At 45.7% G+C, this 13,648-nt stretch carries 8 protein-coding genes; 4 read left to right on the top strand and 4 right to left on the bottom strand.

The annotated features are described in order from the left end of the window. Window positions 1-83 precede the first annotated feature (83 nt). A complete protein-coding gene (locus CXK86_RS07660; protein WP_076250856.1) occupies window positions 84-2,075 on the bottom strand; it encodes a sensor domain-containing diguanylate cyclase in 1,992 nt (663 codons plus the stop codon). A 465-nt stretch (window positions 2,076-2,540) separates the two neighbouring features. On the opposite strand from CXK86_RS07660, the gene rpsD reads away from it, so the two are divergent. The 3 genes from rpsD (at window position 2,541) to CXK86_RS07645 (ending at window position 8,759) form a co-directional block, all read left to right on the top strand. Then, entirely contained in the window at window positions 2,541-3,140 is a 600-nt protein-coding gene (gene rpsD, locus CXK86_RS07655) for a 30S ribosomal protein S4 (RefSeq protein WP_017687421.1), read from the top strand. Window positions 3,141-3,328: 188 nt separating this feature from the next. After that, complete coding sequence (locus CXK86_RS07650; RefSeq protein WP_101313586.1) at window positions 3,329-5,434, top strand: methyl-accepting chemotaxis protein; 2,106 nt, start codon at window positions 3,329-3,331, stop codon at window positions 5,432-5,434. Between the two features lie 229 nt (window positions 5,435-5,663). Continuing rightward, on the top strand, window positions 5,664-8,759 hold the full coding sequence (locus CXK86_RS07645) for a transglycosylase domain-containing protein (protein WP_101313585.1): 3,096 nt from the start codon (window positions 5,664-5,666) through the stop codon (window positions 8,757-8,759). 242 nt (window positions 8,760-9,001) lie between these two features. On the opposite strand, the gene acsA is transcribed toward CXK86_RS07645, so the two are convergent. After that, entirely contained in the window at window positions 9,002-10,726 is a 1,725-nt protein-coding gene (acsA, locus tag CXK86_RS07640) for an acetate--CoA ligase (RefSeq protein ID WP_101313584.1), read from the bottom strand. Window positions 10,727-11,024: 298 nt separating this feature from the next. Between acsA and CXK86_RS07635 the strand changes: the two genes are divergently transcribed. Beyond that, the gene (locus tag CXK86_RS07635; protein WP_101313583.1) at window positions 11,025-11,657 is read left to right on the top strand and encodes a GNAT family N-acetyltransferase; all 633 of its coding nucleotides are present in this window, start codon (window positions 11,025-11,027) and stop codon (window positions 11,655-11,657) included. Between the two features lie 137 nt (window positions 11,658-11,794). Here CXK86_RS07635 and CXK86_RS07630 read toward each other — a convergent pair whose 3' ends face one another. Together CXK86_RS07630 and ccpA are read right to left on the bottom strand one after the other, a co-directional pair. Then, window positions 11,795-12,490 carry a 5'-methylthioadenosine/adenosylhomocysteine nucleosidase gene (locus tag CXK86_RS07630; protein WP_100527101.1) on the bottom strand — a complete coding sequence of 232 codons (696 nt, stop codon included), beginning with the start codon at window positions 12,488-12,490 and terminating at the stop codon, window positions 11,795-11,797. A 119-nt stretch (window positions 12,491-12,609) separates the two neighbouring features. Beyond that, window positions 12,610-13,623: a catabolite control protein A gene (ccpA, locus tag CXK86_RS07625; protein WP_036674877.1), complete on the bottom strand. Its 1,014-nt coding sequence runs from the start codon at window positions 13,621-13,623 to the stop codon at window positions 12,610-12,612. Window positions 13,624-13,648: the final 25 nt, after the last annotated feature.

Genomic DNA, 13,648 nt, shown 5'->3' with positions numbered 1-13,648 from the left:
CGCTTATACTTCCTTCTATACACATCTTGATTCTCCCATGCACAAAAAAAAGAGAACGACTCCGCAATTGGAATTGTTCTCTCTTAACGTGTTACATCCTGTTCCTCTACAACGATTCTGTTCCGACCACCATTCTTGGCGCTATACAAAGCCATATCAGCCCGATAAAACAAGGACTCTACACTGACCTTTTCATCCATCCAACTCCACTCTGCGATGCCACTGGATACCGTAACGGGCGGTCTGGTCTCTTCTGCGACTCTCTTTCGAATCACTTCCGCATAATCTAACGCCTGCCTTACACTCACCTGTGGCATATAGATCGCCAGTTCTTCTCCACCCCATCTGGCGCAGACATCCTCCGAGCGAACAGAGCTGGTGACGATCTCACTCACTTGCTTCAATACTTGATCCCCCGTCTGGTGTCCGAATGTGTCATTCACCTGTTTGAACTGATCAATATCCACCACAATGAGGGAGCCACAGAATTCATGAGCCTGTCGCTCGTGAATCACACTGTCCAGATAATGCCTCACGTACAGGCCTGTCAACATATCCAGATTAGCCAAGCGCCGAACCTCGGCATGTAACGTGGCATTTGACAGGGCAAGCCCAATATGAATAGATAACATCTGCAAGAGCCTATAGTTATCATATGAAAAGTAGTGCTCTCTACTGTGTCCCAGCAAAATGGCACCCTTCACTTCACCATTGACTCGGATCGGTGATGCAATCAGTGACATGGATCCAGTATCTTCCATGAAAAAGGAGGACACTTTATCAAATTGCGCATAATTGGCTATAATAAGCGGTTCCTCTGTTCGATAGACCAAACCTGCGATACCGTAGTCTACAGAAAAGGATTGGTGAAAAACATCTTTCACGTTAGATGACATGACTTCGAAGTCATTTGTACTGTCATTGAGTTGAAGAATGCAACACGTTTCAGCCTGGAATATTTCCTTTAACTCTTGTTCGGATAGTTGATAAATCTCCGAAAGATGCAGACTCTTGTTCAACCGCTGTGTAAGATCATTAATTAAACGAAGTTCCTGAATTAACATATTGGATTGTTCATGCAACTTGGCGTTCTCAAAGGCCGTTCCTGCAGTGTCTACCATCATCGTAATCAATTGCAAGTCCGATTCTTCCATAATCTCTTCATTCATTTCGATATGGAACACACCGTATATGCCTTGTTTGCCTTTCAGCGGAATCCCTACATCTACAATGCGGTTCTCTGCATCATGTGAGCGAGCAACGATCAGCTTACCTTCCATAAATGAACGCACACAAATATCTTCTCCTCGCTCGTGGACAAGCAACGGTTTAATCCGTGGATCAGAGTTGCTCTGATCCTGAGACATATACAATTTGATATAAGTAGCCGGGTACAAGTAATCCATACTGTCAAATACCTCATCCAATATGGCCTCGACATCCATTTTGTCATGCATTCGCTGAACAATCTGAAAGAGGATGGACCTCCGGTGTTCCTCACGAGCTGTTTGTTCATGAGCATGTAACAGGTCCGTCATAAATATGTATTCGAATCTTCGGTAAAAGCAGGTGTGATAATGCAATGCCTCAGATTGAACCACAGCTTCAGACGTTTCATATCCATTGGATTCATAGATCACAGCAGTGAATACGGCAAACATATCCTTGTTAGTTCTGGAGAATAAGGGATGTGTTATTATAAGATATTCTCCGTGTTCGCTTGTCCCTTTAAGGGACAGGGCCTGTCTCTTATCCAAACATTCCAATACCAGCCTGCGTGCATTTACGCCCGGATCAGCTTCATGATCGCTATCGTATCCTATGCAATCACCTTCCGTGTTCCACACACTGTAAAAGGTTGATGGTCTGGCCAGCCTTGAACCCACTCTGGAGTTCCAGTCACTGTATGCCTGCTCTAGCAAGCTGCCCAAATATGAAAAATCAAAAGGTGTGATATCCATTTTTTGCATCCACAACACATGCTCTTCATGAGAACGAGGAGCGGCAAAAGATGCGGAATCGCCCGAACTTCGTGAATTCAAGCTGGCAGGTAAACTTCTTAGATGTTCTAACATGTCAGGCGCTCCTTTGCACCGTTTTTGCATCCACCAGGATGCATTAATCTGCAGACGTTATCGCAAACCTGCAAATTCGTTGCGATAACCTTGTTACATAAAGATGATTTAAAGTTAAGATACAATCTATTTTACTCTGTTTAAACCATTTTTGCATCCATATTTCAGAAAAATGTCCCATTATTTTAGGCCCAATGACCTATCGACAAATTTAGACGTTTTTTTGCTTTTATTCTGCGCTTGACTTTGTTTCTCTTAAACTGTAATATAAATTGTTGATGAAGACTACTAATGGGTCTTTAAATTTGGGCATTACCGGTTGTGTCACCCTCATTCTTTTTGTTGCTTTCAGGACAGCGGCTGAACTTTCCTGATCGTTCTATGCGTGGCCAAGCCCGCATCAACAAATTGGAGCGCAAACAGAGCCCTAATATGAACTTTAACTAAAAAGGAGCTACTTTAAACATGGCACGTTACACTGGTCCTAAATTTAAATTGAGCCGTCGCCTCGGCATTTCCCTTAGCGGAACAGGCAAAGAATTGAAACGTCCTTTCCCTCCAGGTCAGCACGGAGCTAACCAACGCAGAAAAATCAGCAACTACGGTATGCAATTGCAAGAAAAACAAAAATTGCGCCACATGTACGGTTTGGGCGAGAAGCAATTCCGCACACTGTTCTCTAAAGCTCAAAAAATGCAAGGTATTGCCGGTGAGAACTTCATGTTCTTGCTTGAGTGCCGCCTTGACAACCTCGTTTACCGCCTTGGGTTTGCTAACTCCCGCGCTGGAGCGCGTCAGTTGGTAGCACACGGTCACGTAACTGTAAACGGCAAAAAAGTCGATATCGCTTCTTACCAAGTAAGCACTGGCGATGTAATCGGCTTGCGTGAGAAGAGCCGCGCTCTTTCTTCCATTAAAGAAGCTTTGGAAGGCCGTTCGCATCTTCCAGCATACGTTGAATACAACGAAGCAGCTGTAGAAGGTAAATTCATCCGCTTGCCTGAGCGTGCTGAATTGTCCCAAGACATCGATGAAAAACAAATCGTCGAGTTCTACAACCGTTAATCGTTGCAATCACATTAAAGTTTCAACCCAAACAGCTGTCGAGATTTTCTCGACAGCTGTTTTTCTATGCTTTTTTTTAATTATCTTCATTATAGGAACGTAAATAACGATATAAAATATAGACTCCCTTCAGGAGAAGCACACATCCATATATACATCACAAGAATGACATCGAGGGGGATTAAAACATGCATTTTTTTCGCAATCGCAAGCTTGCTGTTAAGCTTGGACTTTTACTCGGGATCGTATTACTCTGTTGTATTGGAGCCCTGATTGCATTTAATACCAAATCCATTTACGACAAAAGCCTCCAGTACGGCGAAACCGTTGCTGGACAGGCAGCAAACCGGGCTACGAATGAGTTTATGACTGACATTAATCAGGTGAAAAACACGTTGGACACCATGAGTACCACGTTATTGGATGCAGCTCAGAACGGATCACTCAACCGTGAAGAAGTCGTCAGACTCCTTGAACAATATCTGAAGAAGGACGAGAAAGTTTTTGGCTTTTATACGGGCTGGGAACCAAATGCCTTTGATGGAAACGATGCGGAGCACATCAACAAAAAAGAATATGATGATGCTACGGGTCGATTCGTTCCATACGTTATACGTGATGGCAACTCCCTGCATTTTGAGCCTATGCCTACTTATGAGGGAAGCGGTGAAACTAGTACTTACTATCAGCATCCAAAGAAAACCAAATCCATCTATTGGTCCGAACCTGTTACCTACACGGTTGGCGGAAAAGAAACACTGCTCGTTTCGATTGTCCTCCCTCTATTAGATGAAAACAAAAATTTTCTAGGCATTGTTGGGGCCGACTTTACCATTGATCGTTTTCAACAAAATATAGCATCACTTAATCCGGATCAGGGTTATGCCATGCTTATTACTAGTGAAGGACAGATTGCTGCACACGGCTCCAAACCGGAGCTGGCTCATGAAGGAGCCGTAATTCCATCTGAAATGAAGACAGTCATTCAGCGTATACAGTCTGGCGAGTCTCAGTTTTACGCTACAGACCCTGAAGTAGGTGAAGAACTATTTATTGCCGAGCCTGCCAGGTTACAAGGAACAGATTCAAACTGGTACCTTGTATCGGCGCTGCCAAAGAGCCATATCCTTCAACCCTTCTATGACAGCTTGAACTGGTCCATACTGATTGCCGCACTGGCAGTACTTCTGCTTGCAGGTGTGGTTACCTACACCATCATCTCCATTGTTAGACAGTTGAATCAAGTTAATATCGTCGCTGGACAGCTGGCTGGCGGAGATTTGACACAAAAGTTACCTGTACGATCCAAAGATGAATTTGGCATCATGGCGGGTCATATGAATCAGATGATGGATACCCTGCGTCATACCATATCGGTTATATCCGAACATGCTTTATCTGTCGGCTCCACCTCTCAACAGTTGACCGCAGGTGCCGAAGAAACAGGTAAAGCCGCCGAACTGATTGCATTAACAGGAGTCGAACTTGCAGATAAAGCAGGTAAACAGGTGCAGGAGCTGCAAGAGTCCTCCCGTTCCATGAATGAAATATCTGCAGGGATCGGAAGAATTGCAAAGGCCGCCTCCGATGTATCCGATTCATCGCGAACTGTGGCCGAACGAACAACCATCGGAACTGATAAGATTCAGTCCGCTATGCGTATGGTCGATAGTGCCACTTCTTCTGTGCAGACGTCGATGACCGCACTGGAGAATTTCCGCCAACGTTCGGAAGAGATTGGCCATATTACAGGCATGATCACGGAAGTTAGCCGTCAAACCAACCTACTTGCACTTAATGCTTCCATTGAAGCATCGCGAGCAGGTGAACACGGGCGCGGGTTCGGTGTTGTTGCTTCCGAGATTCGTAATCTGGCTGAACAATCCAGAGTATCAGCAGCGCAGATTGCAGCGTTAATTCATAGCGTTCAGCAAGAGGTCCTTTCTCTCGTTGAAAATATGGAACATGGAAATGCCGAGGTGAGCCATATAGCGGAAGTGATTAATGAGAGTGGTGAACTATTCCTCTCGATTTCATCACAGATTTCAGATGTTAATGAGCAGATTGAACATGTCTCAGCCATTGCGCAGCAGATGTCAGCTGGATCACAACAGGTTGATGCCACGTTAGTGCAACTCAAAACCATTGGTCATGAGACAGCAGATCACGCAACTCGTGTCGCCTCTGCCTCTGAAGAACAACTCGCATCCATGGAAGAGATTACGGCGGCATCTGCCTCACTGGCTAATCTTACCCAGGAACTATTAGAGCTGATTCAACGATTCAAAACCTAATGTAGAAGACCTCCAATACGACACATCATTCAGGCCACCCTATGCACCTCAGCATGGAGGTGGCCTGCTTATTATGGCTTACAACTCATGAAATGTGCTTCAATATCGCATGATATATAGCATAATGCATGGCAGAATGGCAAATTTCGACCATTACTTGTATTTCTCAGGCATGCAAACCCGCCTTTTTATGCTATAATAAGTGCTGTTAAAAGGAGGAAGACACTGAATGGTTGATGTTAATAAGAAAAAGCCCGATGAACAGCCTGTACGCAAGCGTAGCTTTGCCCGCAGACTGGGAAGTTTCGTCAAATGGATGGTTGTCCTTGGCTTTATGGGGGCACTATTTGTAGGCGGTGCTTTGATGGGATACGTCAGTTCCATTGTGAAAGACGAGCCTGTCCGTTCAAGGGCCCTGATTGAACAAAAAGTCAGCGAAAACTCCATCACAGGCTTTGCTTACTTTGCCGACGGCAGTCCGATCGGTCAATTACGTACGGAAGAAGACAGGCGTCCGGTCACTACGGACCAGATCCCACAAAAGGTTATTGATGCTGTCGTTTCAATTGAAGACAATCATTTTTACGAACATAAAGGTGTAGACATGAGTGGAACCCTACGTGCCGTGAAACAGAAAGTGCTGAAAGAATCAGTACAAACCGGCGGTAGTACACTGACTCAGCAATTGGCGCGTCGTGTGTTTTTGAATCTGGATCGCACGGAAGATCGGAAAGTGAAAGAAATTTTGCTCTCACTCCGACTCGAACGTTTCCTGACCAAAGACGAGATCATGACTGCCTATCTGAACAAAGTTCCTTTTGGTAATGGTTCCAGCGGATACAACGTTTACGGAATCAAAGCAGCCGCCAAAGGATTGTTCAATATTAACGATCTGGAAAAAATCAACATCGCTCAAGCTGCTTATCTTGCTGGATTGCCACAACTCCCCTCCTCTTACTCCGCTTTTAACGGTAAAGGTGATTTTGTAGAGGAGAATTTTGACCGCGCAATCAACCGTCAGCATCTGGTACTGCGCCGTATGCTTGAATTGGGCAAAATCAATCAGTCCGAGTATGACAAAGCTCTTGCTTTTGATATCAAAAGCGCACTCGCTCCGAAAACCATCAAGGCTTACAACACTTATCCATATCTTATGATGGAAACGGAACGACAAGCTGCACAGATTTTGATGAAACAGTTGAATTCCGACACAGCTGAATCTGCAGACAAAGCTACGGATGCAGCCACACCTCAGAAGGAAAGCAGTGCATTATTAGAGGAAGCTCAGACGCAACTGCGGACAGGTGGATATCGTATATACACGACCATCAACAAAAGCATCTACAAAACGATGCGTACCATTGCGGAAGATGACAGCAATTTCTCAGCAGATGATCCTGTCAAAGGAAAAGAACAAACTGCTGCTATGCTGATTAATCACAAAACCGGTGCAATTCTAGGGATGATTGAGGGACGGGATTTCCAAGATGAACAGATGAACTACGCAACGCAGATGATACGTCAGCCAGGTTCAACGATGAAACCTATAGCCGCTTATCTTCCTGCGCTAGATGAAGGTCTTGTTCAGCCAGCTTCAATTATTGATGATTCACCGATCATTCTCAAAAATGGTCCGAGCGGATACCACATTGCCAAGAATGCCAACAACCGGTATCAGGGACTAGTCACTGCCCGCAGAGCACTGAATTATTCTCTCAATATACCAGCTCTGAAGTTGTTTAATGAAGAAGTGGGGATCGAGAAGGCTTGGACCTTCGCCAAGAAACTGGGGATTACCACCATTCAGAAGGAAGACTATCAGGCTCAGACTGGTGTTCTCGGAGGTCTCCAATACGGTGTAACGGTTGAAGAATTAACCAGTGCCTATGGTGCTATCGCCAATAAGGGTGTATATAACGATTCTTACATGATTAGCAAAATTGTAGATTCCAAAGGAAACATCGTTTATAAACACGATACTGAACCTGTCCAAGCCTTCTCGGAGCAGACAGCATACCTGATGACCGATATGCTGCGGACCGTTATTACAGAAGGAACGGCAGATAAAGTACGTGAAAATTACAAATATTCCAAGAGTGTGCCAATCGTAGGTAAAACGGGTTCCACTCAAAACTACGCAGATGTGTGGTTTGAAGGTTATACACCAGATGTCACACTTGGTGTGTGGGTTGGATACAAACAGCCCGTGAATACGCTGGAAAGTAAATCACAGAGAAAACGTGCGCAGCAACTATGGTCGAAAATCCTGAACGAAGTGATCGATACGCAAAAAGATCTGTTCGTTACGGATTCGTTCAAAAAACCGTCTGGCATCGAAACGCGCACGGTGTCTGCATACAGTGGCAAGTTGCCAACATCCATGACTGATAAATTTGTTACGGATATTTTCAACAGCAAGTTTGTTCCGAAGGATAGCGATGACGGTGTAGCCAAAGCCAAGTACATTACTTACAATGGTGTAAACTATATTCCGCGTGACGGAACACCTTCGGACATGTTGAAGGAAAAAACAGTAATCAAGCGTAAAAAACCAATCTCGGATCTCATCAAAGAATTGCAAAATGCATTCTCACGTATGAGTCGACATGAGTCACTTGCTTATTATCTTCCTGAAGATGCTGGTGCAGACATGCCAACACAGATTGATCCAAGGACAGATAACGGAAAAGCTCCTGATGCACCAAGCAACGTACGCATCTCAACCTCAGGTGACAGAGCTGTCATTACATTTAATGCCACACCTGAAAATGATGTCGTGGGTTATCGTCTGTACCGTTCTGTAAACGGTGGAGGATTCCAGAACCAGGGTCAGGTTGTCCTGACTGGTGAATCCAGATCATTCTCTGCATATGCAGCGCAAGGCGGTAACTTCGCCTTCTATGTAACGGCAGTGGATGTTGCCGGCAGAGAATCTGCTCCTAGCGCTACAGTAAATAGTGCTGGTGTAGCTCCCCCTGTGGAAGAAGAGATTGATGAACCGATTGAAGTTCCTGGTACAGTCGTTACGCCGGGAGAAACGCAGACCGATAATACAACAACGACAGCCCCAGGCACACCTGGTCAAGTCAGCGTATCTGCCCTCACTCAAGGACTGCGTATTCAATGGGCGTCCAGTCCAAACGCAGAGAGTTATACTGTATATTACAGTGAAACAGGCTCGGCTCCTTATACCAAAATTGGAACAACAGCGGGAAATACCATGGATTATGGAGTACCCGCATCGACCAGTGGATGGTTCAAGGTATCTGCCAGCAACAGTGCGGGTGAATCCGAACCTTCTGCAGCCATACATTTTCAACCCTGATTCAGGCATAGCGTTCCAAAACAAGCCGCATCCTCAGACTGTATCTGAGTGTGCGGCTTTTTATTTGTATTTACAGTAGTCAAAAAGCCTGCTTCATGCCATTGGCATAAAGCAGGCTTTTACAATCCATTTTTTTAAATGGGTAGAGTCACTGTATTTGGCTTCGTAGAGTATTAACTTCTCCCCACTACTCAATGTATCGGTATCGATAGCACCACATTGATGATCCTAGCATTGTCGCGTTAGTCTTCAATGGTGGATAGATCTCCTGTTGGCAGATCAAGCTCCCAGGCTTTCAGGACACGGCGCATGATCTTGCCGGAACGTGTCTTGGGCAGTTTATCCTTAAACTCAATCTCACGCGGAGCAGCGTGGGCAGATAGGCCCTCTTTGACAAAACGATAGATCTCTTCTTTCAGCTCCGGTGTCGCCTCATATCCTTCACGAAGCGCCACAAAGGCCTTGATGATCTCCCCACGTGTCACATCCGGCTTACCGATTACACCCGCCTCAGCTACCGCAGGATGCTCCACGAGCTTGCTCTCCACCTCAAAGGGGCCGATACGCTCGCCTGACGAATTAATCACATCATCAATACGTCCCTGGAACCAGAAATATCCTTCTTCATCCATATAAGCGGAGTCACCGGATACATACCAGCCCGTAAGCCTGAAATACTCCTCGTATTTCACAGGGTTATTCCAGATCTTCGCCATCATGGATGGCCAAGGTGCCCGTATGGCCAGATTACCCATACTGTACGGCGGTAATTCCTGCCCGCGATCATCAATAATCGCTGCTTCGATTCCAGGCAACGGACGTCCCATGGAGCCAGGCTTAATCGGCATTCCGGGATAGTTACAGATTAGCTGTGCACCTGTTTCCGTCATCCACCATGTATCATGAATCCGCTGACCATAGGCTTTCCATCCCCAACGAACAACCTCCGGATTGAGCGGTTCACCAACAGACATGACATGACGCAGACTGCTCAGATCATGCTGGGCAATGGTCTCTTCTCCCGCTCCCATCAGCATACGAAAGGCCGTTGGTGCACTGTACCAGATCGTGACTTTGTTCTTCTGGATGGTGCTGTACCAATCTTGAGGACTGAAACGACCACCCCGTATCACATTGGTCACTCCGTTGAGCCATGGAGCAAAGATACCGTAAGAAGTGCCTGTCACCCAACCAGGGTCAGCAGTGCACCAGTATACATCATCCTCGCGTAAATCCAAGACAACCTTACCTGTATAATAGTGCTGAATCATGGCATTTTGAACATGGTACACCCCTTTGGGTTTACCCGTAGAGCCTGAGGTATAGTGAATAAGCAAACCATCCTCACGATTCAGCCACTCTACTTCCATCTCATCCGAAGCGGCTGACATCTCTGCATCAAAATCGATGAGTCCTTCCTCAGTCTGCGCGCCCCCACCCACAATAAATATATGTTTGAGCTCGGGCAATTCGGAACGTTTGATGCGCTTCAGTAATTCCGGAGTGGTGACGAGTGCTACTGCTCCGCTATCCTCCAGCCGATCCTTCACAGCCGTTTCCATAAAAGCTTCGAACAACGGGCCCGCGATGGCTCCAGCTTTCAATATACCCAAGAGACTAAAATACAGCTCAGGACTTCGAGGCATAAAAATAAACACCCGTTCCCCTTTGGCTATGCCATATTTGCGGAGAACGTTCCCAAACCGACTCGACTGTTCACTCAGATCAGCAAAAGTATAGGACTCTTCACGTGAAGCATCGCTATACAATAAAGCGGTTTTCCCGCCCCTTCCTTCCAGTACATGACGATCAATCGCTTCATGCGCCATGTTAACTTTTCCGCTGGCGTGCCACGTAAAGTGCCTTTCCACCGATTCCCAATCGAACCGGCTTCTCGCCTCCGTGTAATCGCCCAGATTAGATTCAGACACAACCGTTTGCAGCATCTCACCATGTGCTTGACTCATGCTTGCCAGCCTCCTTCAACTCGACATTTCGATTCCCGTTAGGGGTCACTTCTCATTGCCTTTGTGTTGACTGAACTTCCAGTTAGCGCTTACATTAGTAGAGAGAACTTCTCATCATGTACTTGCTCGGCCAAACAGATGTTAACTATACTGTATTGAATTGTGAACATTTTTTGTCTACGCAATTATAGCAAATCTTTTCAATTGTCGTCTATGGCTTTTCAATTTTTTGGATTTTTGCTATAGCGTTCTTTTTGAAGAACAACCTCTATAAGTAGGAAAGAGAGGAGCATGAACCATGGAACATATCAAAGAACATCATATGCGTTCCATCTTCAAGTCCGGCCACCGAATTACTGTTGAAGGCCCCGTGCAGGCCGAGGAGATAACCCGTCTTGCCTTCCATCCGGATCTGGATGCCTTTCGGCGCCCAACGGAGCAGCAAGAAGCTTTGGCCGAGATCGCAGCACTACCTGAAGGGCGAATTATCATTGCACATGAAAATGAAACGATTATCGGCTATGTAACCTTTCACTATGCGGATGATTGTGAACGCTGGTCCGAGGGCAATATGACTGATCTGATAGAGCTTGGGGCAATCGAGGTTGCGGACGACTATCGCTCGCTTGGCATTGGACGTGAGATGTTGCTTACCGCTCTGGAAGATAAATACATGGAGAACTACATTATTTTCACCACAGAATATTATTGGCATTGGGATCTGAAGGGCAGCGGACTAAACGTATGGGATTATCGCAAAATGATGGAGAGGCTGATGGAAACGATCGACATGACCTGGTATGCAACAGACGACCCCGAAATCTGTTCACATCCTGCGAACTGTTTGATGGTACGTATCGGAAGTCAGGTGCCCATCACATCGGAAGAACAGTTTGATCGTGTACGCTTCCGCCATCGGTTCATGTACTAATTCAATGATCTGTTCGAAAAACGATATACATAACAAAAACCGCCTCTCACAGCGTTGCTCCATACTTCATGGAACAGCTAATCGAAGGGCGGTTTTTCATGGATTTCGGATGGGTATTGCAATATAAGCTTATGTCATTACATATTTTCTAACATATGCTCCACAATACGATGTGAACGCTGCGAAGATTCCACGGTAAATTCAGCAAAGTTAACATGCGCCGAACCATCCGCTTTATCTGACATCCCACGCAGGACAACAAATGGTACACGATTCATGTAACAGACCTGAGCAACTGCTGCCCCTTCCATCTCGGCACAAGCACCGTCCATTTCATTATATAACATGTTAACCGTATCTTTGTTCGCAATAAATTGGTCTCCAGATAACACTTTACCGATCAGGTAATTGGCTCCCTGTGCTTTACACGCTTCTTCAGCCAGTGTAATAAGCGAAGCCTCGGCAGGGAATGCAGATGTCTCCTGGTAAGGAATAACCCCGCGTGCGAACCCCAGTGGCGTTACATCCATGTCGTGCTGAACACATACAGACGATATAACCATATCTCCGATGTTCAGATCGGGGTTAACTGCACCCGCAACACCTGTAAAGATAATGCGATTAACTTGAAAACGATCAATCAAGATCTGCGTTGTAACCGCTGCATTTACTTTACCTACGCCGGATTTGCACACGACAATTTGCTTGCCCAGCCACTCGCCTGCAACGTATGTAATGCCGGTTTGTTTGACCGTCTCAAGCTGCTTCATACCTGCCAGCAAAAGCTCGACTTCCTCATCCATCGCTCCGATAATACCAATCGTTTCACTCATCTTCTGATACCCCCTGTTTTCATTTTTAAACTAATTCAGCACAAAAGCTCCGTCTCCGGAGCTTTCGCATATCCACTATGTAGAGAGAATGACTTCTCCCTTACTGTATATAATCCCGATTAAACTACATCTGCGTGACTTACAGACAGACGAAGAATCGTTTCATGCGGCAAAATAACCCGTGGGTTCTCCACATTTTCTTTCTTCATCAACTTGGTCAGCAAACGCATCGCTACTGCGCCAAGGTCGTACATTGGCTGAGCCACTGTTGTCAACTGAGGACGCACCATGGAAGCCATACGGATGTTATCCACACTAATAATGGAGAAGTCATCCGGTACTTTCAGACCGTCATCCTGAATGCTGTGAATGGCACCAATGGCCATTTCATCTGTAGCAGCAAAGATAGCTGATGGTTTTTTCTTGAGTCCAAGGAAATATTTCATTGCTTCCACACCGGATTCATATCGATAGTTACCAATTCGAACAAGATCCTCCTGGTATTCAATCCCCGCTGCTTCCAGTGCTTTTTTGTATCCTTGGAAACGGGCATATCCATTCGCCGGATCTTGCAGTGTACCACTGATCATCGCAATTTCCTTGTGTCCATGACGAATCAGAGTGTTTACCGCATCAAACGCAGCCGACTCATGGTCAATATCCACCGAAGGGAATGTGCCCTTCTCATCACTTGTTGCACAAAGTACAATCGGCACAGCCGCAGACTGGAACGCCTGAATGTGTTCGTCCGTTACTGTTCCGCCCATGAAGAGCAGTCCGTCTACTTGTTTTTCGAGCAACGTGTTGATAACACGAATTTCTTTTTCTTTCTTCTTATCTGCATTACACAAAATAATATTGTAGTGATACATATTCGCAATATCTTCAATTCCGCGGGCAATCTCCGCGAAGGTTGAGTTCGAAATATCCGGAATAACAACCCCGACCGTGGTTGTCTTCTTGCTTGCCAGACCTCTGGCTACCGCATTCGGACGATATCCCAACCGCTCGATGGCTTCATATACTTTTTTCCGCGTTTGCGGTTTGACATTAGGGTTATTATTAACTACCCGTGATACCGTTGCCATAGACACTCCAGCTTCACGTGCCACATCATAAATGGTTACCGTCACAGTACTTCTCTCCATTACCAGTAAA

Source organism: Paenibacillus sp. BGI2013 (assembly GCF_002843485.1).
Lineage (GTDB): Bacteria > Bacillota > Bacilli > Paenibacillales > Paenibacillaceae > Paenibacillus > Paenibacillus amylolyticus.
Note: the sequence above shows the minus strand (reverse complement) of the source record. Positions and strands in the feature narration are given on the sequence as shown.

Bases quoted from the DNA above. Each gene is read 5' to 3' on its own strand.
- CXK86_RS07635 (WP_101313583.1), top strand. From the start codon at position 11,025: ATGGAACATATCAAAGAACATCATATGCGTTCCATCTTCAAGTCCGGC.
- rpsD (WP_017687421.1), top strand. From the start codon at position 2,541: ATGGCACGTTACACTGGTCCTAAATTTAAATTGAGCCGTCGCCTCGGC.
- acsA (WP_101313584.1), bottom strand. From the start codon at position 10,726: ATGAGTCAAGCACATGGTGAGATGCTGCAAACGGTTGTGTCTGAATCT.
- CXK86_RS07660 (WP_076250856.1), bottom strand. From the start codon at position 2,075: ATGTTAGAACATCTAAGAAGTTTACCTGCCAGCTTGAATTCACGAAGT.
- CXK86_RS07630 (WP_100527101.1), bottom strand. From the start codon at position 12,490: ATGAGTGAAACGATTGGTATTATCGGAGCGATGGATGAGGAAGTCGAG.
- CXK86_RS07645 (WP_101313585.1), top strand. From the start codon at position 5,664: ATGGTTGATGTTAATAAGAAAAAGCCCGATGAACAGCCTGTACGCAAG.
- CXK86_RS07650 (WP_101313586.1), top strand. From the start codon at position 3,329: ATGCATTTTTTTCGCAATCGCAAGCTTGCTGTTAAGCTTGGACTTTTA.